This window comes from Pseudomonas akapageensis (assembly GCF_011355085.1).
In the GTDB taxonomy this organism is placed as follows: Bacteria; Pseudomonadota; Gammaproteobacteria; order Pseudomonadales; family Pseudomonadaceae; genus Aquipseudomonas; species Aquipseudomonas akapageensis.
In genome coordinates this window covers 45,540-67,019 of record NZ_VXCP01000035.1, presented here as the reverse complement: position 1 = coordinate 67,019, position 21,480 = coordinate 45,540, and the positions used below count along the sequence as shown (strand labels likewise).

General features: G+C 59.4%; 19 protein-coding genes and 1 pseudogene. 12 read left to right on the top strand and 8 right to left on the bottom strand.

Going from position 1 to position 21,480, the window contains the following annotated elements:
- Positions 1 to 2,037: an ATP-binding protein gene (locus F2S13_RS21045; RefSeq protein ID WP_166364385.1), complete on the bottom strand. Its 2,037-nt coding sequence runs from the start codon at positions 2,035 to 2,037 to the stop codon at positions 1 to 3.
- Positions 2,038 to 2,088: 51 nt separating this feature from the next.
- Positions 2,089 to 3,006, bottom strand: coding sequence for a putative 2-dehydropantoate 2-reductase (locus F2S13_RS21040; protein WP_166364383.1), 918 nt, complete (start codon positions 3,004 to 3,006; stop codon positions 2,089 to 2,091).
- A 170-nt stretch (positions 3,007 to 3,176) separates the two neighbouring features.
- On the opposite strand from F2S13_RS21040, the gene F2S13_RS21035 reads away from it, so the two are divergent.
- The 3 genes and pseudogenes from F2S13_RS21035 to F2S13_RS21025 all read left to right on the top strand — a co-directional run.
- Positions 3,177 to 3,662 carry a YajQ family cyclic di-GMP-binding protein gene (locus tag F2S13_RS21035; protein WP_166364381.1) on the top strand — a complete coding sequence of 162 codons (486 nt, stop codon included), beginning with the start codon at positions 3,177 to 3,179 and terminating at the stop codon, positions 3,660 to 3,662.
- A 101-nt stretch (positions 3,663 to 3,763) separates the two neighbouring features.
- On the top strand, positions 3,764 to 4,606 hold the full coding sequence (locus F2S13_RS21030; protein WP_166364379.1) for a mechanosensitive ion channel family protein: 843 nt from the start codon (positions 3,764 to 3,766) through the stop codon (positions 4,604 to 4,606).
- A 467-nt stretch (positions 4,607 to 5,073) separates the two neighbouring features.
- Positions 5,074 to 5,187: pseudogene (locus F2S13_RS21025) on the top strand (mechanosensitive ion channel family protein); the annotation flags it as partial.
- Between the two features lie 55 nt (positions 5,188 to 5,242).
- Here the strand turns inward: F2S13_RS21025 and F2S13_RS21020 are convergent.
- Together F2S13_RS21020 and F2S13_RS21015 are read right to left on the bottom strand one after the other, a co-directional pair.
- Positions 5,243 to 6,790, bottom strand: a complete 1,548-nt coding sequence (locus tag F2S13_RS21020) for an AmpG family muropeptide MFS transporter (protein ID WP_166364377.1) — start codon at positions 6,788 to 6,790, stop codon at positions 5,243 to 5,245.
- 43 nt (positions 6,791 to 6,833) lie between these two features.
- Complete coding sequence (locus F2S13_RS21015; RefSeq protein WP_166364375.1) at positions 6,834 to 7,184, bottom strand: MGMT family protein; 351 nt, start codon at positions 7,182 to 7,184, stop codon at positions 6,834 to 6,836.
- Positions 7,185 to 7,312: 128 nt separating this feature from the next.
- Between F2S13_RS21015 and F2S13_RS21010 the strand changes: the two genes are divergently transcribed.
- A complete protein-coding gene (locus F2S13_RS21010; RefSeq protein WP_166364373.1) occupies positions 7,313 to 8,320 on the top strand; it encodes a DUF481 domain-containing protein in 1,008 nt (335 codons plus the stop codon).
- Positions 8,321 to 8,483: 163 nt separating this feature from the next.
- Here F2S13_RS21010 and F2S13_RS21005 read toward each other — a convergent pair whose 3' ends face one another.
- Complete coding sequence (locus F2S13_RS21005) at positions 8,484 to 9,242, bottom strand: SDR family oxidoreductase (protein ID WP_166364371.1); 759 nt, start codon at positions 9,240 to 9,242, stop codon at positions 8,484 to 8,486.
- A 144-nt stretch (positions 9,243 to 9,386) separates the two neighbouring features.
- On the opposite strand from F2S13_RS21005, the gene F2S13_RS21000 reads away from it, so the two are divergent.
- The 4 genes from F2S13_RS21000 to groL all read left to right on the top strand — a co-directional run bounded on the left by F2S13_RS21000 (position 9,387) and on the right by groL (position 12,893).
- Positions 9,387 to 10,118 carry a DUF2470 domain-containing protein gene (locus tag F2S13_RS21000; RefSeq protein ID WP_166364369.1) on the top strand — a complete coding sequence of 244 codons (732 nt, stop codon included), beginning with the start codon at positions 9,387 to 9,389 and terminating at the stop codon, positions 10,116 to 10,118.
- A gap of 65 nt (positions 10,119 to 10,183) precedes the next feature.
- A complete protein-coding gene (locus tag F2S13_RS20995; protein ID WP_166364367.1) occupies positions 10,184 to 10,654 on the top strand; it encodes an FxsA family protein in 471 nt (156 codons plus the stop codon).
- Between the two features lie 254 nt (positions 10,655 to 10,908).
- Complete coding sequence (locus F2S13_RS20990) at positions 10,909 to 11,202, top strand: co-chaperone GroES (RefSeq protein WP_166364365.1); 294 nt, start codon at positions 10,909 to 10,911, stop codon at positions 11,200 to 11,202.
- 47 nt (positions 11,203 to 11,249) lie between these two features.
- Positions 11,250 to 12,893: a chaperonin GroEL gene (gene groL / locus F2S13_RS20985; RefSeq protein ID WP_166364363.1), complete on the top strand. Its 1,644-nt coding sequence runs from the start codon at positions 11,250 to 11,252 to the stop codon at positions 12,891 to 12,893.
- A gap of 192 nt (positions 12,894 to 13,085) precedes the next feature.
- Here groL and F2S13_RS20980 read toward each other — a convergent pair whose 3' ends face one another.
- Positions 13,086 to 13,832: a phosphatase PAP2 family protein gene (locus F2S13_RS20980; protein ID WP_166364361.1), complete on the bottom strand. Its 747-nt coding sequence runs from the start codon at positions 13,830 to 13,832 to the stop codon at positions 13,086 to 13,088.
- A gap of 198 nt (positions 13,833 to 14,030) precedes the next feature.
- Here F2S13_RS20980 and colR point away from each other — a divergent pair, with 198 nt between their 5' ends.
- The 4 genes from colR to F2S13_RS20960 all read left to right on the top strand — a co-directional run bounded on the left by colR (position 14,031) and on the right by F2S13_RS20960 (position 17,117).
- Complete coding sequence (gene colR / locus F2S13_RS20975; protein ID WP_166364359.1) at positions 14,031 to 14,714, top strand: two-component system response regulator ColR; 684 nt, start codon at positions 14,031 to 14,033, stop codon at positions 14,712 to 14,714.
- A complete protein-coding gene (locus F2S13_RS20970; RefSeq protein WP_166364357.1) occupies positions 14,704 to 15,972 on the top strand; it encodes a sensor histidine kinase in 1,269 nt (422 codons plus the stop codon). Before colR ends, F2S13_RS20970 begins: the two co-directional genes overlap by 11 nt.
- Positions 15,973 to 16,108: 136 nt before the next feature.
- Positions 16,109 to 16,789 (top strand): methyltransferase domain-containing protein, encoded by a 681-nt coding sequence (locus tag F2S13_RS20965; RefSeq protein WP_166364355.1) that lies wholly within the window; start codon positions 16,109 to 16,111, stop codon positions 16,787 to 16,789.
- 109 nt (positions 16,790 to 16,898) lie between these two features.
- A complete protein-coding gene (locus F2S13_RS20960) occupies positions 16,899 to 17,117 on the top strand; it encodes a hypothetical protein (protein WP_166364353.1) in 219 nt (72 codons plus the stop codon).
- Positions 17,118 to 17,171: 54 nt separating this feature from the next.
- On the opposite strand, the gene F2S13_RS20955 is transcribed toward F2S13_RS20960, so the two are convergent.
- Both F2S13_RS20955 and F2S13_RS20950 read right to left on the bottom strand, forming a co-directional pair.
- On the bottom strand, positions 17,172 to 20,234 hold the full coding sequence (locus F2S13_RS20955; RefSeq protein WP_166364351.1) for a multidrug efflux RND transporter permease subunit: 3,063 nt from the start codon (positions 20,232 to 20,234) through the stop codon (positions 17,172 to 17,174).
- A gap of 13 nt (positions 20,235 to 20,247) precedes the next feature.
- Complete coding sequence (locus F2S13_RS20950) at positions 20,248 to 21,399, bottom strand: efflux RND transporter periplasmic adaptor subunit (protein ID WP_166364349.1); 1,152 nt, start codon at positions 21,397 to 21,399, stop codon at positions 20,248 to 20,250.
- Positions 21,400 to 21,480: the final 81 nt, after the last annotated feature.

Here is a 21,480-nt window from a genome sequence, read left to right as displayed (position 1 = left end):
TCATGACTCCGCGTTGGTAGTGGGTTCAGGTGTTACCAGGGTGCTGGCCAGCGGCAGACGCAAGGTGAAGCAGGTGCCTTGCCCCGGCGTTGACTGCACTTCCATCTGACCCTTGTGGTTGTTGGTGATGATGAAATACGAAACGGACAGGCCCAGCCCGGTACCCTGGCCGATTTCCTTGGTGGTGAAAAACGGCTCGAAGATACGTTTGCGGACACTTTCCGACATGCCGATGCCGTTGTCCTCCACCTGGATCTCGGCCCATGGCGGGTTGAACCGGGTGCGCAGGGTGATGCGCCCCGGCTCCCTGTCGTCTTCACGCTGGTGGATGGCTTGCGCGGCATTTTTCAGCAGGTTGAGCAGCACCTGCTCGAGTTCGTTGGCGGTGCCCGGCACTGGCCCGAGGTCGGGATCGAATTGCCGGGTGATGGCCTGGCCCTTGAAATCGAAGCCAACGGTCAGGTCGAAGTCGTTGCCGGCGATCTCGACGGCCTGGTCGATCAGTGCCGGCAAATCGCAGGGCGCCATCTGGCGGTTGCTGCGGCGGCTGAAGCTGAGCATGTGGGTGACGATTTTCGCGGCGCGTGCCCCGGCTTGCTGGATGCCATCGAGCAACTGCGGGACCTCGCGGTTTTGCAGGTAGGCATTGACGGTCGGCAAGTCGATGCCGGCTTCGCTGGCCTGTTCGAGGTTTTTCGGCAGATCCGGCGATAGCCGACGGCGAATGTTCTGGACGTTATGCAAAATGGCGCCCAAGGGATTGTTGATCTCATGGGCCATGCCGGCGGCAAGGCCGCCAACCGAAAGCATTTTCTCCGACTGCACCATCATTTCCTCAAGCGACAGGCGCTGGGTGATGTCGTCGATCCGGATGACCACGCCCCGGCCTGCGCCGCCCATCAATGGGTAGAACGTCAGCGCGTAGTAGTGGGGGACATCGTCCTTGGTCCAGGTGACCCGCTCGATCTTCGCCACGCTGTGGCGTTCGACAGTGTTTTTCAGTTGCGGCAAGAAAGGTTTGAGCGGCTCGAAGGCAAGGTAGATCGGCTGATTGAGGGCATCGTCCAGCGCCGTGCCGGAAAGGGCGCTGGCCTCCTGGTTCCATTGGGTGACGTACAGCTGCTCGTCCAGCGCAATCAGGGCTGAAGGCATGGAGTCGATGATGCTGTTGAGGTAGTTCTGAAAGCCGGTGAGTTTCTTCTCGATCTTGCTGCGTACCTGTACTTCGAGTTCCAGCTTGCGGTTGGTATGCCGGGTTTCCTCGGCCAGGCCCTGGGCCTGGTCGAAGGCGGCCTGGGACTCGTCGCGTGCACGCTTGAGTTGCTGCTCGCGCGCTTCGATGCGCGAAAGCATGGTGTTGAATGCCTCGGCCAGGCTGCCGATTTCATCGTGGTTGCCGGGCAGGGCGCGCAGGGCATAGTTTTCTTCGCGGGTTACCTGGCGCGACAATTCTTCGAGCCGATGGATCGGTTGGGTAATCAGGCGCTTGATCTGTTGCGCAATGATCAACCACAGCAGCACGCTGAACACCAGGATCCCCAGGCTGGCTGTCAGGGTTCCGGTATAGAACGCCACCGGCAGCTCGCTGCTGGCGACCAGCAACAGATGCCCCGGAGCCTTGCCGGGGCGTTGCAGGGTAATCACCTGGGTGCTGCGAAATTCGGTGATCCGCCAGTTTTCGATATGCCGGAAGCGTTTGGGCAAGCTCAGTTTATCGCCGTGCTGCAGCTGCGCGAGCAGATTGCCCTGTTCGTCATAAAGGGCCGCTGCACGCAGCGGCGTGTAACTGTTGAGCTCGTTGAGCAATGCCTCGGCCGAGATCTCGGAGTCCAGCGCCTTCTCCGCCAGCCCCGGGTTGGACACCAGCCGACCAATGGTCTGCAAGGCCTGGGGGGCCATGCTTTCCTGCGAGATCCAGTAGGCGGCACTGATAAACGTCAAGTTGGCGACCAGCAGGATGGTGATCAGCAGTACGAGCAGGGCGGCCAGCAGTTTCTGGCCGACCGGCAGGTTTTCCAGGCGTTCGCGCAAGTGCATGGTCAGGCTCTGGTCTTGTGCTGTGAATGTAAGGGCAGGGTAACGCCGCCCTCAGTCGCTGGGCAATCCACGTGCGTTCAAGTGTTCGATCAGGCGTCGATGGAGCCGCTCCAGGTGTGGCAGCCGGCAACGATGGCGAGCGGCGACCCGGCAGGCGTACCCCAGCAGATAACTGATCTCGGTTCGGCGGCCCTGACTGACGTCCTGGTGCATGGACGAGTAGTTGGCGGCGGTCGCCAGGATTACCCGTTCGACTTCCTGCTGCAGCTCCAGTGCTGCTTGCGGTTGCCCGCACTGTTGCAGCAACTCGCTGAGCTCGGCGCACAGGGTGGCGACTTCGCAATGGTGCGCCTGCAGGCCACCGTTGCGGCAATCGTGCAGCACCGTCAGCGGATTGATTGCGCAGTTCAACGCCAGCTTGCGCCAGAGCCGGGTGAGGATATCCGGTGTCCATTGATGGGGGATGCCGCTGTCGTGCAGATCGCGCAACCAGTCGGGAGGGGCAGGGTTGCCCGGATCGCCGAGCCAGTTGAAACCGTGCCCGGCAAACACGACCTTCCAGTCGGCTTCGCGAAATGCACCCTCGGTGCTGGAGGCAACGATGCAGCGCGCCTTGGGCACCGCTGCCGCCACCGCTTCCTGGCTGCCCAGGCCGTTCTGCAGCAGGATCAGCTCGGCATCGCGGGCCAGGCGTGGTGCCAGGCGTGCAACCGCCTGTTCGGCGTCATAGGCTTTGCAGGCGACCAGCAGGCGATGAATCGGGGTGGTGGCGTCGGGTGTTTCGGCGGGGATCGCCAGGGTCTGGCTGCGGCCCTGTTCCACCAGGGTCAGGCCGCCTGCGGCCTGGTAGGCCTGGAGCCGTTGGGCATCGCGCAGAATCAAGTGCACCGGCAGGCCTCCCCGCGCGAGACGACAGGCCCAAAGGCTACCCAGGCTACCGGCACCGAGGATATGCCAGGTACGGCTCATCGAGCGTGTTTCGCAGTTGGCATGGCAGTCTCGCAATGTCGGGTGGAATAAAGCCCATCAAGGGCAATTCGCAATGCTGGCAGCCGTTATAATGGCTCTGCATTTTAACCGTCAAACCAGGCGTGCTCCATCTGTATGCTGAGCTGCGCCGTTTATTATGGAGAAATTACATGCCGTCGTTCGACGTGGTATCCGAACTGGACAAGCACGAAGTCACCAATGCTGTCGAGAACGCCGTCAAGGAACTGGATCGCCGCTATGACTTGAAGGGCAAGGGCAGCTTCGAGTTCAAGGAAAAGGAACTGACCGTGAACCTGACCGCCGAGGCCGACTTCCAGTTGGAGGCGATGATCGAGATCCTCAAGCTCGCGCTGGTCAAGCGCAAGATCGACGTTCAGTGCCTTGAAATCAAGGACGCTTACGCCTCGGGCAAGGTCGTGAAACAGGAAGCCGTGCTCAAGGAAGGTATCGATAAGGAACTCGCGAAGAAGATTGTCGCTCATATCAAGGACGCCAAGCTGAAGGTGCAGGCCGCGATCCAGGGTGAGCAGGTGCGTGTCACCGGCAAGAAGCGTGATGACCTGCAGGAAGCCATCGCCGCCTTGCGCGCCAAGGAATTCGGCATGCCGCTGCAGTTCAACAACTTCCGCGACTGATCGCCTGGCGCCGCCGCCAAAGGCCGCAGGATACGATCGAGTGGGGGACCCTCGATCGTATCGGCCAACTGATAATTGCCACCCGGCAACAGGAGAGAAACATGGATTTGAATGCTGAAGTGGATCACCTGGTCAAGACTTCGCAAACCTGGATCCCGATGATCATGGAGTATGGCAGTCGGGTGCTGTTGGCACTGGTGACCCTGGCCATTGGCTGGTGGCTGGTCAACAAGCTGAGCCAGAAGATCGGCAGGTTGCTGGCAATCAGAAGCACCGATCTGGCCCTGCAAGGCTTCATCAGCAGTCTGGCCAATGTCGTTTTGAAAGTGCTCCTGGTGGTCAGCGTCGCCTCGATGATCGGCATCGAGACCACCTCGTTCGTGGCTGCCATCGGTGCTGCCGGCCTGGCCATCGGCCTGGCCTTGCAAGGCAGCCTGGCGAACTTCGCCGGTGGGGTGCTGATTCTGCTGTTCCGTCCATTTCGCCTCGGTGACGTGATCGAAGCGCAAGGTGTGACCGGTACGGTCGATAGCATCCAGATCTTCCACACCGTGCTGCGCACCGGTGACAACAAGACCGTCATCGTGCCCAACGGCAATCTGTCCAACGGCATCATCACCAACCACAACCGTCAGCCGACCCGCAAAGTCGTGTTCGATGTCGGTGTCGATTACCAGGCCGATCTGCAGAAGGCACGTCAGGTCTTGCTGGATCTGGCCAGGGATCCACGGGTACTGGCCGATCCTGCGCCGCAGGCGGTCGTGTCGACCCTGGGCGACAGCTCGATCACCGTTTCCCTGCGGGCCTGGGTCAATACGGCGGATTATTGGGACGTGATGTTCATGCTCAATGAACACGCGCGCGATCATCTCAAAGCTGAAGGGGTCGATATTCCCTTCCCGCAACGGGTGGTTCGACTGGTCCAGGAAGGCGCCGAGCAATAACGCCACACCTGATGAAAAAAAGCCCCGGTTCAATGGATCGGGGCTTTTTTTTATCTGTCGGTTAGCGCCGAACCTGATGAAATGGTCACCCGCTCCCACAGAGTCCGGTTTGGTCAGGCAATTTCACGCTGATCTGCGATGATCCTTTTTTGCTCATTTATCAAGCATGAGGTATCCAGGCTTTGCCTGTAGTCTTACACGCCTCAGCGATACATCAGATGCTTCCCATAAACGAATCAGAACGAAATGATAGATAGCGCCTGATCTTGAGCTCTATGCTCTTCAAAAGCTGGAGCTCATATGAAAGCACTTACAGTGATAATTGTATTGATAACACTTTCTGGCTGTGCAAATGGCCGTTTCTTTCCTAAAGGATATGGCCCTGAGCTAACCTATAAATGCGATATCAATCCGTACAATCCTGATTGCTTGGATCCGCCTCCGGTCTTCAAAAGCTCTTAAGCCGGGACGTGATGTTCATGCTCAATGAACACGCGCGCGATCATCTCAAGGCCGAAGGGGTTGATATTCCCTTTCCGCAACGGGTGATTCGACTGGTCCAGGAAGGCGCCGAGCAATAACGCCACACCTGATGAAAAAAACGCCCCGGTTCGATGGACCGGGGCTTTTTTTGTTTCAACGTTGCTCGCCGACCGAGTTTTCGATGGCTGCTTCGCCATTGCGCCGGTTCTCCTGATGCCAGTGCAGGGCAATCAGAATCAGCGTTGGCACGCCCAGTAGTGCGGTGATCAGGAAGAACTCGTGATAGCCGTACTTCTCCACCATGACCCCGGAATAGCCGCCGATCAGGCGTGGCAGCAGCAACATGATCGAACTGAGCAGGGCGTATTGCGTGGCCGAGAATTTCAGGTTGGTCAGGCTCGACAGGTAGGCGACGAAGGCGGAAGTCGCCAGGCCCGAACTGAAGTTGTCCAGCGAGATGGTCACCACCAGCATTTGCAGGTTGGGGCCCATGTCGGCCAGCATCAGGAACAGGATATTGGTCGCGGCCGAGGCAGCGCCGCCGATGAACAGAATCGGCAGGATGCCGAAACGCACGATCAGCAGGCCGCCGAAACCCGCGCCGAGCAGGGTCATGATCAGGCCGAAGATCTTGCTGACGCTGGCGATCTGATCCTTGCTGAAGCCCTGGTCGATGTAGAAAACGTTGGCCATGACGCCCATTACCGTGTCGGACATCCGGTAGGTCGCGATCAGGCCGAGCAACAGCAGCGCCTGCCAGCGGTAACGCACGATGAAGTCGTTCACCGGGGTCAGTACCGGGGCCAGGCCGCGGCGGCCCATGGAGGACAGGCACAGGGACGTCAGGACGATGTAGAGGATTGCCCGCAGGAAGGCCCGGTCTTCGAGCAGCAGGTCGAGCAGGCTGACGCCTTCGAACAGTACGCTGGCGAAATCGGTGTAATACAGCTGGGTGAACATTGCCGGAACCGAGATCAGCAGGATAATCAGCACGAACACCGACACCAACTGATGGCTGAAGCCATACCGCGCCGCCGACAGCTGCGTGCGCAGCGGTACGGGTGGTTCACGCATGACCAGGCTGGTGATCAGCGCCGGCACCATCAGCACGCCGAACAGTACGTAGGTGCCGGTCCAGGCCTTGTGCAGGTAATTGAATCCAGTCGATCCGAAGCCCTCGGCGAAGAACAGCGCACCGGCCGTAGCCAGCAGGGCGGCGACTCGATAGCCGGCCATGTAACTGGCGGCCAGGGCGGCCTGGCGGTTGTCCTCGGCGATCTCCAGGCGATAGGCATCGACGGCGATGTCCTGGGTTGCCGAGGCGAAGGCGACGAGAACTGCCAGGGCAATGAGCCAGGACAGGTGTTTCTGCGGGTCGCAGAAGCCCATGCCGATCAGGCCCACGACCACCAGTGCCTGTGACAGCACCAGCCAGGAACGGCGTCGGCCGAGCTTACCCAGCACGGGCAGTCGCCATTGATCGAGCAGTGGCGACCAGACCCATTTAAAGGCGTACGCCAGCCCGATCAGGCTGGCATAACCAATGGTCTCTCGGGCAACGCCCGCTTCGCGGAGCCAGACGGACAGCGTCGAAAAAACCAGCATGTACGGCATGCCGGCAGCAAATCCGAGCAGCAGGAGCACGAGAGTCGACGGGCTGGCATATGCGGCGAGCGCGGCGCGCCAGGTTTTACGGGGCATGGGCTGGAGTCTGCCTCAGATTTTCGAAAACAAAGCGCGCACTCTAACCGCTGTGATCCATCGGGCGCCAGCCATGGCACTTCATATCCACACGATTATTAGAGATATTGACGCCTTCTGCACGCAAGCGGGCACGTTGTTCGTCGCCTGAAACCGTGCCCAGCTTAAGGCTGATGCGCCCGCCAGAGGCGACCACGCGATGCCAGGGCAGTCGGGTACCGTCGGGCAGTTGGCTGAGCGTACGCCCCACCCAACGAGCGGCTCGGCCCAGGCCCGCCAAGTCGGCCAGTTGGCCATAAGTCACCACCTTTCCCTCGGGTACCTGCCCAAGCGCCACATACAATGCCGTCCGTCGGGCCTGGCTGTCTTCGGGATCGATTGCCGGTTCGGTCATGCGCGGTTCCGTCGATGGATGCAAACACGTATTGAACTCAACACCATTTGGTCAGTCAGTCCTTGCTCAGGGGGGTGCTATCCGGATAATGCCCGATTTTTCTCGAAATCAGAGTCCAGTGTTTGCTTATGTTGTTCAGAGTTTTGTGTTGCGTCTTCATTTCCATCCTTTCCACCTGCGCCCTTGCCGATACTGTCTGGATGAAAAATGGCGACCGTCTGAGCGGCAAGATCGTCCTTTTCGACGGCGGCAAATTGCTGCTCCAGACCGAATACGGCGGCGCCATACCGATTGACTGGAAGCAGGTCAAAACCCTGGAAAGCGACCGGGAGTTGCTGGTCAAGCAAGATGAATATAGTGGCGAAAGAGCCAAGGCGCTGCACGCCGCAGAGCCCGGCAAAGTGACCCTGGCCAACGGCGATGCGCCCAGAACCGTGGAATTGGCAAGTATCCAGCAGATCCTCAAGCCCAAGCCCGTGGTCGAAGATCTGGTGATCAAGGGCAATGTGGACCTGGCGATGGATTACCAGCGCTCCGAATCCGACACCGATAATTACGATGTTGACTTCAAGACCACTGCCCGTCACGGCCGCTGGCGCCATCACGCTGAAGGCGAGTACAACCGCGAGAGCCAGGACGGTACGACCAACACCAACAACTGGAAGGCCGAATATGCCCTGGACCACTTCATCGACGACAAGTGGTTCTGGCAGGGGCGTCTGAAGTACCAGCGCGACCATATCGAAGACCTTGCGCGTCAGCGCACCATCGGTACCGGTCCGGGTTATCAGTTCTGGGACAATGAGCTGGGCGCTTTCTCTCTGGGCTCGCTGCTCAACCGTACCGACTTCGAATACGCGGACGGTAGCAAGGACAACTTCTATTCGGTGGCCATGAAGTGGGATTACAACCGCTATCTGGTGGGCAAGAAGGTAGAGTTCTTCACCAACGGCGAAGTCGGCAAGCCACTGGGCGACGTGGCCAATTATGCCCTCGATGCGGAAGCAGGTTTTCGCTACAAGGTGACCGACTGGGCGTCGCTCAATCTCAAGGCTGAGAGAGACATTATCAGTGGGACTGAGGAGCAGGATCTGGACAAGACGCGGTATACGGTTGGGTTTGGGGTGACCTGGTAAGGCTTGGGAGCGCGCTATCCTTGGGGCGGATGCGAACCCTGTAGCCGCTGCCGCAGGCTGCGCTCGCGCGCGTCAGCGGGCGCAAGGTCTCAAGACCGCCAGGGAGCCCCTGCGGGACTCCAGCGCAGCCTGGCGGCAGCGGCTACAGAGAATGTGCGGGCTTTTAAATGCGCAACCCGCCATCCAACTCCAGAATCCGCCCACTGAAGTAATCATTCTCAAAGATGTAAGCCGCCGAATGAGCGATTTCCTCAGGCTTGCCCATGCGCTTGAGCGGAATACCCGACGTCATTTTCTCCAGGGCGTCAGGCTTCATGCCGGCGGTCATCTCGGTCTCGATGAAGCCCGGTGCGATGCCCGCCACGCGGATGCCATAGCGCGCCAGTTCCTTGGCCCAGGTGACGGTCGCCGCCGCGACGCCGGCCTTGGCGGCCGTATAGTTGGTCTGGCCAACGTTGCCAGCCCGCGAGATCGAGGAAATATTGATGATCGCGCCCTGGTTCTTCAGCTCGACCATCTTCGCGGCCACTTCACGGGTGCAGAGGAACACGCCGGTCAGGTTCACGTCGATGACTGCCTGCCATTGGGCCAGGCTCATTTTGCTCATCTCGCCGTCCTTGACCTTGAGCAGCAAGCCATCGCGCAAGATACCGGCATTGTTGATCAGGCCATGGATGGCGCCGAAGTCATCGGCGACCTGGGCCACCATGTGAGTCACCTGTTCTTCGTCGGCGACGTTGCACAGATAAGCACGGGCTTCAACGCCATGCGCCTTGCAGGCAGCCACGGCTTGCTCAAGTTTCTCGGGGTTGAGGTCCACCAGCGCAAGCTTCGCGCCTTTGCTCGCGAGATACTCGGCCATCGAACGGCCCAAACCCTGGCAGCCGCCAGTGATAATGATTACCTTGTCGTTTAGTTGCATGTACGTTCCCCACAAGCAGGTCAGAGAGTGCTCCTCAGCGGGGCGCTTGGACGGTAAAGTCAGGGGCGTCCCCACATGACGCTGACAGAACTCAGTCTGTTGCGTCTGTCCGTTTTTGACGGATTCTAGTTAAGGAGTCATAAAGTGAGCGAAAAAGCGATTAAGCATGCACGAGAATTGCTGCTCAAGGAATACCGTGGGGTGCTCTCTACCCATTCCAAATCCATGCCCGGGTTCCCTTTCGGATCAGTGGTTCCTTATTGCCTGGATTCACAGGGCAACCCGTTGATCCTGATCAGCCGGATCGCGCAACACACTCATAACCTGCAGCGCGATCCCAAATGCTCGATGCTGGTGGGCGAACGCGACGCCGAAGACGTGCAAGCCGCCGGCCGCCTGACGGTACTGGCCGAGGCGCAGCAAATCATCGAGGCGGACCAGATCGAAGCGGCTGCCGAGCGTTACTACCGTTATTTCCCCGAGTCCAGCAACTATCACAAGGCTCACGACTTCGACTTCTGGGTACTCGTACCTGTGCGTCACCGCTACATTGGCGGCTTCGGCGCCATTCACTGGCTCCACGATGTGACCCTGGCCAACCCTTTTGCCGGCAAGGCCGAAGCGAGCATGGTCGAGCACATGAACAGCGATCACGCCAAGGCGATTGCGCATTACGTGGAGCTGAGCGGCCTGCCGCAGACGGCACCCGTGCAGTTGGCCGGCATCGACAGCGAAGGCATGCACCTGCGCATTGGCCAGGGGCTGTACTGGCTGCCGTTCGCCGAGCCTTGCAATACTCCGAAACAAGTGCGCGAAGCCCTGGTTTCACTGGCTCACGCTGACCGGTGGCCAACAAATCTGGCCGTCGAAGCTTGAAATCACGGATTGATGACGTCATCTAGGTTTTACTGGAAGGACATCTTCCGTCGAGGAAACCTTTGATGCGCGCTTTTCTGTTGTTGTTTCTCCTGTTCCCGGTGCTGGAGCTGTATGTATTTTTCAAGGTCAGCACGGCGATCGGGTTCTTTCCGGCGCTGCTGCTGATCATCGCCGGTTCCGCCCTGGGCGTGCTGGTGATGCGCGTGGCCGGGCTGGCCACGGCCCTGCGCGCACGTGAAAGCCTGCAACGCGGCGAGTTGCCGGCAGAGCAGATGTTCCAGGGCCTGATGCTGGCGATCGGTGGTGGCCTGCTGATCCTGCCGGGCTTCATCAGTGATGTGCTGGGCCTGGTCTGCCTGCTGCCGTTTACCCGTCGCCTGGCGAGCCGCAAGATGCGCGAGCGAGCAGAGGAGCAGGCCATGCGTCAGCGAGCCTTTGCCGATGAATTGCAGGCGCGGCGCCCGCAAGGCCCGGACGGCAGCCCACGGCAGCCGAACGTGATCGAAGGCGAATACGAGCACCGCGATTCCTGAGGCAGTCGCCCTCGGACAACACGGCCCCTTTTGGGGCCGTGTTGCTTCCTGGGGCGGTTTGTGCAAAAAAAATCACCCCCAAGACTTGTAATCGGTTTGCGCGACCCTATGTATGGGTCACCGCAAGGTTTCTGGTCCTGCACCAGACATGACTTCCGCGGCTCGCCTTGCGAGCTGCGACCGGCACCGCCGGATGTATCAACCTGCCGGTGCAGACACCGGCCGATGAAAACCACAATTAGGAGAGATCGACAATGAAGCTTCGTCCTCTGCATGACCGCGTCGTTATCCGTCGCAGCGAAGAAGAAAAGAAAACCGCTGGCGGTATCGTTCTGCCGGGTTCTGCTGCCGAAAAAGCCAACAGCGGTGAAATCCTCGCTGTAGGTGCCGGCCGTGTGCTGGACAACGGTGAAGTACGTGCACTGTCCGTAAAAGTGGGCGACAAGGTCGTGTTCGGCCCGTACTCCGGCAGCAACACTGTGAAAGTTGACGGCGAAGACCTGCTGGTGATGAGCGAGAACGAAATCCTCGCTGTCATCGAAGGCTGATAACCGCTGGTTTCCCGTTACTAAATAGTATTTAAGGAAAAACGATCATGGCTGCTAAAGAAGTTAAATTCGGCGATTCCGCCCGCAAGAAAATGCTGACCGGTGTCAACGTACTGGCTGACGCGGTAAAAGCGACCCTGGGCCCGAAAGGCCGTAACGTGATCATCGAGAAGAGCTTCGGCGCTCCGACCATCACCAAGGACGGCGTTTCCGTTGCCAAAGAAATCGAGCTGAAAGATCGCTTCGAAAACATGGGCGCGCAGCTGGTCAAAGACGTTGCCTCCCGTGCGAACGACGACGCCGGTGACGGTACCACCACCGCTACCGTTCTGGCTCAATCGATCGTCAACGAAGGCCTGAAAGCCGTCGCTGCCGGCATGAACCCGATGGACCTCAAGCGCGGTATCGACAAGGCGACCATCGCCATCGTCAAAGAGCTGAAGGCCCTGTCCAAGCCATGCGCCGACTCCAAGGCCATTGCCCAGGTAGGTACCATCTCCGCCAACTCTGACAACTCCATCGGCGACATCATTGCCGAAGCCATGGAAAAAGTCGGTAAAGAAGGCGTTATCACCGTTGAGGAAGGCTCGGGCCTGGAAAACGAACTGTCGGTCGTGGAAGGCATGCAGTTCGACCGCGGCTACCTGTCCCCGTACTTCGTCAACAAGCCAGACACCATGGTCGCCGAGCTCGACGGCCCGCTGATCCTGCTGGTCGACAAAAAGATCTCCAACATCCGCGAAATGCTGCCAGTGCTGGAAGCCGTTGCCAAAGCCGGCCGCCCACTGCTGATCGTGGCTGAAGACGTTGAAGGCGAAGCCCTGGCGACTCTGGTTGTGAACAACATGCGTGGCATCGTCAAGGTTGCAGCCGTCAAGGCTCCAGGCTTCGGCGACCGTCGCAAGGCCATGCTGCAGGACATCGCCGTTCTGACCGGCGGTACCGTTATCTCCGAAGAGATCGGCCTGAGCCTGGAAAGCACCACTCTGGAGCACCTGGGTAACGCCAAGCGCGTGATCCTGTCCAAAGAAAACACCACCATCATCGACGGTGCTGGCGTTGAAGCGGACATCCAGGCTCGTGTGACCCAGATCCGTCAGCAAGTAGCCGACACTTCGTCCGACTACGACCGTGAAAAACTGCAAGAGCGTCTGGCCAAGCTGTCCGGCGGCGTTGCAGTGATCAAGGTTGGCGCTGGTTCCGAAGTAGAAATGAAAGAGAAGAAAGCCCGCGTTGAAGACGCCCTGCACGCTACCCGTGCAGCCGTTGAAGAAGGCGTGGTACCTGGCGGTGGCGTGGCTTTGGTTCGCGCTCTGCAGGCCATCTCCGAACTGAAAGGCGACAACGCTGATCAGGACGTGGGTATCGCCCTGCTGCGTCGTGCCGTTGAAGGCCCTCTGCGTCAGATCGTTGCCAACTCCGGCGACGAGCCAAGCGTAGTGGTCGACAAGGTCAAGCAAGGTTCCGGTAACTACGGCTACAACGCTGCCACCGGCGAGTACGGCGACATGATCGAAATGGGTATCCTGGACCCAGCCAAAGTGACCCGTTCGGCACTGCAGGCTGCTTCCTCGATCGCCAGCCTGATGATCACCACCGAAGCCATGATCGCTGAGATCAAGGAAGACGCTCCTGCTGGCGGCGGCATGCCAGACATGGGCGGCATGGGTGGCATGGGCGGCATGATGTAAGCCAGCCTTACCCGCCGCATAAAAAACCCCGCCTCGTGCGGGGTTTTTTTATGCCTTGGTTATTTGTATCTTCTCGTTCCCACGCTCCGCGTGGGAATGCATTTGGCGACGCTCTGCGTCGCCCTTGCGGAGGTCGACGCGGAGCGTCTGGTGCTGCATTCCCACGCAGAGCGTGGGAACGAGGAGGGGACGTTACGAGCGCACTGGAACCGCAGCAGACTCGGTCGCTTCTTCCGCCACCTTGCTCCTGTACAAGACCGCATAATACGACCCCAGGCAGATCAACCAGCAAAAGATCGCCGTCCATACGTTGTGCGAAAAGAAGTGTGCACCTTGCAACATCCGCCCGATGGAAAATACCGAGCCTAATCCGAAGGCAAATACCAGCGCCGCGCGGGCCATGCGTGGGCGGCGATCGCGCAGCACGAAAAACAGCGCAAACAGGGTGAAGCCGGTCGCCGCATGGCCGCCTGGCCAGCAGCGTCCGGGCTTATCGGTGGCGGGTCTGGGGCTCAGCAGTTCGCTGTAGGTTTCCTTGCCACCGAACTCGCTCAGGCTCCAGGGGCACTGTACGGCAGTGGCGGCCTTGAGCGGCGTGACGAAGCCGGTGGAAAGCGCCAACGACAGCACCAGGCAGCCCAGTTCGCGACGAATGGGTTTGAGTTTCTCCAGCAGGAAGCTGCAAGCGAAGGCGACGATCGAGAGTACGCTGAACAGGATAACCACCTGTTTGGCGCGATCATGCAGGATGTCTTCGAGGAAATAACTGTGCTTGCCAATGAATTCTCCGGAAGCGGAATCGTAGGCCAGTCGGGCCAGATCCATGTCCAGGGAGGTCAGTTCCAGTAGTATTAAGGTAATGGCACCTAACAGGGGAATACCCAGGCAGAGCCACAGATTGAGCGGTTGAGAATAAGGTCGAGTAACAGTTGTCGGCATGAAAGGTCCACAATGGATGAAATTGTGCTGGCACAGAAGCGCGACATTGTGCCCAGTATGCTGGCGCTTGTCTGTTAATCGAGGGTGAAAAATACGTTATGCGACCAGATGCCCTGAACCTCCTGTACCTGTACCGAACTTCACCTTAAGCTCTGCGCCTGCCATGAGGGCTAATAGCTGCGGACGGAGAAAGTGCCCATGCGAATTCTACTGGTTGAAGACAATCGCGATATCCTGGCCAACCTGGCTGACTATCTGGGTCTCAAGGGCTACACCGTCGATTGTGCCCAGGATGGGCTGTCCGGGTTGCATCTGGCGGCCACCGAGCACTACGACCTGATCGTGCTGGACATCATGTTGCCCGGTATCGATGGCTACACGTTGTGCAAACGCCTGCGTGAAGATGCCCGGCGTGACACGCCGGTCATCATGCTCACGGCCCGCGATCAATTGGACGACCGGCTGCAGGGTTTTCGTTCCGGCGCCGATGACTATCTGCTCAAACCATTCGCCCTCTCCGAACTGGCTGCCCGTATCGAGGCTGTGCTGCGTCGTGCCCAGGGCGGTGGGCGACGCAGTTTGCAAGTCGCTGACCTGAACTACGACCTCGATACCCTGGAAGTGACCCGGGACGGGCGATTGCTCAAGCTCAACCCGGTCGGTCTGAAATTGCTTGCGGTACTGATGCAAAAAAGCCCGCACGTGTTGCGCCGCGAAGTGCTCGAAGAAGCCTTGTGGGGCGACGACTGTCCGGACAGCGACAGCTTGCGCAGCCATGTCCACCAATTGCGCCAGGTCATCGACAAGCCATTCGACAAGCCATTGCTGCATACCGTGCATGGCGTAGGCTATCGATTGGCCGAGGGCCGAGATGGAGTTTAAACAAAGCCTTGCCCAACGCATCATCATTGCCTTTGCATTGATGAGCGCGCTCGTCGCAGGTGCCTTTGCAATCGGGATTGTCGCCACCGTTCACCTGGTCGAGGAAAAGTTGATCTCCTCGGGGTTGGGCGGCGACCTGCAGGGCCTGTTGTTGATGGACAGCGTCAATGATTGGTCCCATCGCCCCAAGCCAGGACAGCTTTTCTACTTCAGCGGTGGCAAGGGCAATTTCGGCCTGCCCAAGGATTTGCGGCACCTCGACCCCGGCTTCCATGAAGTGTTTCGCGGCCAGCTTTCGTATCACGCGATGGTCGAAATAATCGATGGCCGCCGTTACGTGCTGTTGCAGGACCAGAGTGATTTCGAAGAGCGCGAGCGAGTCTTGTTTGCTGTTGTCGCCGTAGGTTTTGTCCTCAGCCTGGCGTTGGCGGTGTTTCTCGGCTGGATCCTGGCGCGGCGAGTCATGGCACCGGTGGTGCGCCTGTCGCAGCAAGTACGTCACCGCGATCAGTTGCTGGGACTGGCGCCGCCATTGGCGCCAGACTATGCGGCTGATGAGGTCGGTGAATTGGCGGTGGCATTCGACGCTACCCTGGGACGATTGCGCGAAGCGTTGAACCGCGAGCGCTTGTTCACCAGCGATGTCAGCCATGAATTGCGCACGCCTTTGATGGTGCTGGCCAGTTCTTGCGAGCTGTTGCTGGAAAATCCAAAACTCGATCAGCGCGCTCGAGCACAGGTCGAGCGCATTGCCCGGGCCTGTGAAGAAATGCGCGAGCTGGTCCAGACCTTCCTGATGCTTGCCAGGGCGCAGCACAACGAGGTCGACATGTCGTCACGTACGACATTGAGCAAAACCGCCAGGGATTTGATCGCGTTGTGGCGCGGCCCCATCGAGAAGAAAGGCCTGCAACTGATCATCGAACCGGGTATCGACTCCGACACCACCTTCAACGCGACGTTCCTGCATGCGGTCATGGGCAACCTGTTGCGCAATGCCTTGCATTACACCGACAAGGGGTTCATCAAACTGACCCTCGAAGGGGATGGTTTCAGTGTGGAAGACAGCGGCGTAGGTATCCCGGAAGAAAAGCGTGACGCCATGTTCCAGCCATTCGTTCGCGGGGGTGAAAAACGCGGTGAAGGGCTGGGATTGGGCTTGTCCCTGGTTCAGCGGATCTGCGATGACCAGGGCTGGACGGTCACCCTTTTGCCGACGATACCCCATGGTTGTCGATTCCGCGTGGTGCTGGCCTGATCTGGCGATGGGCTACTGACTACGCGCCGTCGTGTTTTGAAACACACTCAAATGGGTTCACGCAATTTTCACGTACAGATGACCTCACCATGACTTCAGATTGATAGTCTGATTGCATTGAGTCAGGAGATGCATTGTGGGTAACCCTATCAATCTCGAGTTTTCCGAAAAGTTCGATCAGCTACGTGCCAAGGAATACTCGCCCAAGCCTGAGGATGGTCTCTCGCGCAGGCTCTCCCATCGACGCGATGTACAGCTGGCAAGACGTGCCCTCGTGCTTGCCGGCGAGCCTGGCCTGGTACTCGATCTGCCCTGCGGTACCGGGCGTTTCTGGCCGGTGCTGGCAGAAAAGACCAATAGGGTGATCATCGCTGCGGACAACTCAGCCGACATGCTGGAAATGGCCTGCAAGTCGCAGCCCAGGGAAGTTGTCGAGCGGATATGCCCCTTGCAAACGTCCGCGTTTGCCATCGATTTGCCCGATAACGCCGTGGACAGCATCTTCTGCATGGGCCTGATGCACCATATTGGTGAGGCGCAACAGCGCAAGGCCTTGTTGAGCGAGTTCCATCGCGTGAGCCGCGACAGTGTGATTGTCTCCTTGTGGGTCGATGGCAACTTCAAGGCCTGGAAGCGCAAGCAGCTGGAAAAGCGCCGCAGGCAGGACGGTGGCAAGGACATTTACCAGAATCGATTCGTGATTGCGGCCGCTACGGCCGAGAAGGAATTCGTGGACGCCGGCTTCAATATCCAGGATCGATTGGACTTTCTACCGCTCTACGCCATGTGGCGGGTTTACGTGCTGCGCAAGGGGTAATGCCCGCCGACCAACTGCGCCGCCATTCGTCGTTCATCGCAGCGTGATGGCAAAAAGTCCACTATTTTCAACTAAAGAAGTTTGGCAGCGCTGTCAAAGGATTAGAGCAATGAAACTAGAAATTGCAAGAGGTCTGTTCCTGGTCGCAGCGCTGGCCGTCGCGACCGTAGCCATGGCTGCCTGGGAAGAGCCCGGGCCCGTCGTGCTGCGTTCTGCCGGCCATTGCCCTGTGCCACCCGTTGCAAAGGCCCAAGTGGCGGTCAGACCCGACCAGGATTTATTGCTGTTCATGTTCGGGCTCACTCAAGGAATGAGGTCACAACATTGATATCCGCCGATACTGTTACCTGAAAGGCCTCGTCATTCGACGAGGCCTTTTGCGTTATGGCGCCAGTTCCGCTGCGCCGTGTTGGGTAACGGCAGGTGTATCAGGCTTGGCCAAGAGGGTATAAACGCAGGGCAACACGAACAGGGTAAACAGGGTCCCCACGGACATGCCCGTGGCAATCACCGTCCCGATGTCAAAGCGGCTGACCGCCCCGGCTCCGCTGGCAAGAATCAGCGGCACCATGCCGAACACCATGGCTGCGGTGGTCATCAGCACCGGGCGCAGGCGGATCGCCGCCGCTTCTTCCACAGCTTCACGGGGCGATAGGCCCTTCTGGTGGCGCAGCTGGTTGGCGAACTCCACGATCAGGATGCCATGTTTGCTGATCAGGCCGATCAGCGTGACCAGGCCGACCTGGGTATAGATGTTCATGCTCGAAAGACCCAGGAACAGCGGAATCAGCGCGCCACAAATCGACAGTGGCACCGTCACCAGTATCACCAGTGGGTCACGGAAGCTTTCGAACTGCGCCGCCAGCACCAGGAAGATGATCGCCATGGCCAGACCGAAGGTTACCCACAGCGCCTTGCCTTCCTGAACGAACTGACGCGCCGCGCCGCCATAATCGAAGGAGAATCCCGTCGGTGCCTCTTCGGCGGCAATGCTGCGCACGGTTTCGATGGCTTCACCCATGCTGACCATTGGCACCCCCTGGATGATCGCCGAGTTGAGCTGCTGAAACTGATTGAGCTGGCGGGGCCTGGCGCGGTCACTCACGGTGATCAGCGTCGACAATGGCAGCATTTGATCCTTGTTGTTCCTCACATAGTAATTGCTCAACCAGTCCGGGTTGTCGCGATAAGCCCGTTCGACCTGGGCAATGACCTTGTAACTGCGACCCTCGATGGTGAATCGATTGATTTCAGCCTCGCCCAGCAGGGTGGCCAGGGTGCCGCCCAGCGCGTCCATGGACACACCCATCTGCGCCGCCTTGGCCCGGTCGATATCGACCACCACTTCGGGTTTGTCGAAGGCCAGGTCGATGTCGAGGAAGGCAAACTTGCCCGACGCCACGGCCCGCTCCTTGACCCGCTGGGCGACGTCCAGCAGCGATTCGTAGTCGTTCGCGGTATTGATCACGAATGCGAAGGGCAGGCCTTCGCCGGTTCCGGGTAGCGAGGGCAGGTTGAAACCGAATATCTGCAGGCCACTGATGCTGTCGAGCTTGCTCTGGACCTGGGGCAAAAGCTCCATTTGCGTTCGCTGGCGTTCATTCCAGGGTTTGAGCAGGAAACCGCCGATGCCCGATTGCACGCCATTGAAACCGTTGATCTGGAACGAAGAGAAGTACTCCGGAAACGCCCTGAAGATCGCAGTGAACTCATCGGTGTAAGCGTTGAGGTAATTCAGGTTGGTCGGCTGGGGTGCCGTGGCCATCATGAAAATCACGCCCTGGTCTTCATCCGGTGCCAGCTCCGAGCGGGTGAACATCAGCAGCACCGGAATCAGGCACAGCACCAGTACGGCGAACACCAGGACCACCGGTCGGGTGTTCAGGGTGCCGTGCAGGATGTGTTGATATCGAAGCTTGAGCCGCTCGAAGATCATGTCGAGCCGATGCGCCAGCCCGGTGGGGTTTTCTTCATGGCGCAACAGCAGGGCGCACATCATCGGCGACAGGGTCAATGCCACCACACCGGAGATCACCACTGCACCGGCGAGGGTCAGGGCGAACTCCTTGAACAAAGCCCCGGTCAGGCCCTGGAGAAAACCGATGGGGGCATACACTGCCGCCAGGGTGATGGTCATCGACACGACCGGCATGGCGATCTCGCGTGCGCCCTCCAGTGCAGCATCCAGGGGCGTCTTGCCCTCTTCGATATGCCGGTGGATGTTCTCCACCACGACTATGGCGTCGTCGACCACCAGGCCGATCGCCAGCACCATGGCCAGCAACGTCAGCAGGTTGATCGAGTAACCCATCATCTGCATGAAGAACAGCACGCCGATCATCGACAGTGGAATGGTCACCACCGGGATCAGCACCGAGCGCAATGCACCGAGAAACAGGAAGACCACGACTATGACGATGAGCACCGCTTCGGCCAGGGTCTTGACCACCTCATTGATCGAGGCCTGGATGAACAGCGTGGCATCGTAGGCGATCGACGCCTTCAGGTTCGGCGGCAACTGGGCGACGAGTTCCGGGAAAAGCTTGCGCACCTCCTTGATCACGTCCAGCGGGTTGGCCCCGGGGGTGCCCTTGATGCCGATATACACCGAGGGGGTTCCGTCGAAGGAACTGACCGTGTCGTAGTTTTCCGCGCCCATCTGCACCCGCGCCACGTCGCTGAGCAGCACCCGACTGTCGCCGTCGATCTTGAGCGGGATCGCGGCAAAGGCTTCGGCGGTCTTCAATTCGGTGTTGGCATTGATGCTGGTGACGATGTACTCGCCCTTCACCTCGCCCGCGGCAGAGAGGAAGTTGTAACGCCGCACCGCGTCGTTGACATCGCTCGCGCTCAGGCCATAACCGGCAAGCTTGATCGGGTCGAGCCAGATGCGCATGGCAAACACCTGGTTGCCGAGGATCTGGGCTTCGGCCATGCCGGGCAGCGTGGCGAGCTTTGGCTGGATCACCCGGGAAAGGTAATCGGTGATCTGCGGGTTGCTCAGGTCCTTGCTGTAGAAACTGATGTACATCAGCGCCGAGGCGTCTGCCGCTTCCTTGCTCAACACCGGGTCTTCGGCGTCCTGCGGCAGCTTGTTCTTGACTTCATTAGCCTTGGCCAGGAGTTCGGTAAACAGGCGGTCGCTGTCCGAACCTATGCGGGCGTAAATCGAAATCACCGAAAAATTCTGGCGGCTGACCGAGGTCATGTAGTCGATGCCTTCGGCACTCGCCAGGCTCTGCTGCATCGGTTGGGTAATGTAGCCCTGGATGGTTTCGGCATTGGCACCGGGATAGGCGGTGGTGACCGTGATCAGGGCGTTTTCCATCTGCGGATACTGGCGGATGTTGAGCTTGCCGTAGGCCTGGAAGCCCAGCAACACGATCAGCAGACTGACCACGGTGGCCAGCACCGGACGGCGGATGAACGGATCTGTAAAAGCCATGGGAGGTCCTTGATCAGTCAGCTTTTGGCTGGCTGTTCTGCTCGGCTTGAAGAGTCTTGTCGGGGCTGATGGCAACCTCGGCGCCCTGGTTGAGTTTCAGCTGGCCGGCCGTCACCACCTGCTCACCGTTTTGCAGGCCCTTGCTCACCACGACCATGCCGTCGCGGCGCTCGCCCGTCTCGACGAAACGTCGCTCGGCGATCAGCTTGTGCTGGCCCGTGGAGTCCTGCGGCGGCTGTCCTTCCTCGGACTTTTTCGGTGCGACGACATACACCGAGTTGCCGTAAAGTGTATAGGTGATGGCGCTTTCCGGAACGACGATTTCGTTCCTGGGGTTGGGCAGCAATACCTGCAGGCTGGCGAACATCCCGGGCAGCAGTTTGCCGTCAGGGTTGGCCAGGGTGGCGCGCACTTGCACATTGCGTGTGCTGTCCTCGACCTTGGGGTTGATCGCACTGATGCCGCCTGCGAAATCCTGTCCCGGGTAGGCGGCAACGTTGACCAGCACTTTTTGCCCGATCGCCAGTTTTGGAATCGCCTGTTCGGGCACAAAGAAGTCGACGTAGAGGCTGCTCAGGTCCTGCAGGGTCGCGATGACCGTACCGCTGGCCAGATAGTCGCCGACATCCACCTGGCGGATACCGATGGTTCCGGAGAAGGGGGCCAGGATGCTCTTCTTGGCCAGGGATGCCTTGAGCTGGGCGACATTGGCCTTGATCCTGTTCAATACCGCCGTGAGCCGGTCGAATTCGCCCTTGGAGATCGCCTGGCTGCCGACCAGTTGAGCGCCGCGCCCGTAATCGACCTGGGCCAGACCCAGGTCCGCCAGTGCACTGCCCAGCGAGGCGGATTCCACATCACTGTCGAGTTGCAGCAGGAGCTGGCCAACCTTGACCTTCTGCCCGGACTCGAACTGCACGGCTTTGACCGTGCCTGCGGTCTCCAGCATCAGTTCGACGCCCTGCAGGGCCTTGAGACTGCCCACGGCAGGCAGGCGACTCTCCCAGGCACGCTCGCTGGCCGTGGCTGCCGCCACGCTGATGGGCGGCTTGGGCGCGGCGAATTGCTGTATCTGCTGGTAGATGGAAAAGGCTTTGTAGCCCCCCAGTATCAACACAAGCAGCAAGACGCCACCTAACATGATCAGCATGCGACGGCGCAACATATTCCAGTTCCTTGGAAGTCAGTTCTTGGCAGGCGCGAAAGGCACGCCATTGCCGAATATCACTCATTTAGCGACCGCCGG

Bases quoted from the DNA above. Each gene is read 5' to 3' on its own strand.
- F2S13_RS21045 (WP_166364385.1), bottom strand. From the start codon at position 2,037: ATGCACTTGCGCGAACGCCTGGAAAACCTGCCGGTCGGCCAGAAACTG.
- F2S13_RS21040 (WP_166364383.1), bottom strand. From the start codon at position 3,006: ATGAGCCGTACCTGGCATATCCTCGGTGCCGGTAGCCTGGGTAGCCTT.
- F2S13_RS21035 (WP_166364381.1), top strand. From the start codon at position 3,177: ATGCCGTCGTTCGACGTGGTATCCGAACTGGACAAGCACGAAGTCACC.
- F2S13_RS21030 (WP_166364379.1), top strand. From the start codon at position 3,764: ATGGATTTGAATGCTGAAGTGGATCACCTGGTCAAGACTTCGCAAACC.
- F2S13_RS21020 (WP_166364377.1), bottom strand. From the start codon at position 6,790: ATGCCCCGTAAAACCTGGCGCGCCGCGCTCGCCGCATATGCCAGCCCG.
- F2S13_RS21015 (WP_166364375.1), bottom strand. From the start codon at position 7,184: ATGACCGAACCGGCAATCGATCCCGAAGACAGCCAGGCCCGACGGACG.
- F2S13_RS21010 (WP_166364373.1), top strand. From the start codon at position 7,313: ATGTTGTTCAGAGTTTTGTGTTGCGTCTTCATTTCCATCCTTTCCACC.
- F2S13_RS21005 (WP_166364371.1), bottom strand. From the start codon at position 9,242: ATGCAACTAAACGACAAGGTAATCATTATCACTGGCGGCTGCCAGGGT.
- F2S13_RS20995 (WP_166364367.1), top strand. From the start codon at position 10,184: ATGCGCGCTTTTCTGTTGTTGTTTCTCCTGTTCCCGGTGCTGGAGCTG.
- F2S13_RS20990 (WP_166364365.1), top strand. From the start codon at position 10,909: ATGAAGCTTCGTCCTCTGCATGACCGCGTCGTTATCCGTCGCAGCGAA.
- groL (WP_166364363.1), top strand. From the start codon at position 11,250: ATGGCTGCTAAAGAAGTTAAATTCGGCGATTCCGCCCGCAAGAAAATG.
- F2S13_RS20980 (WP_166364361.1), bottom strand. From the start codon at position 13,832: ATGCCGACAACTGTTACTCGACCTTATTCTCAACCGCTCAATCTGTGG.
- colR (WP_166364359.1), top strand. From the start codon at position 14,031: ATGCGAATTCTACTGGTTGAAGACAATCGCGATATCCTGGCCAACCTG.
- F2S13_RS20970 (WP_166364357.1), top strand. From the start codon at position 14,704: ATGGAGTTTAAACAAAGCCTTGCCCAACGCATCATCATTGCCTTTGCA.
- F2S13_RS20960 (WP_166364353.1), top strand. From the start codon at position 16,899: ATGAAACTAGAAATTGCAAGAGGTCTGTTCCTGGTCGCAGCGCTGGCC.
- F2S13_RS20955 (WP_166364351.1), bottom strand. From the start codon at position 20,234: ATGGCTTTTACAGATCCGTTCATCCGCCGTCCGGTGCTGGCCACCGTG.
- F2S13_RS20950 (WP_166364349.1), bottom strand. From the start codon at position 21,399: ATGTTGCGCCGTCGCATGCTGATCATGTTAGGTGGCGTCTTGCTGCTT.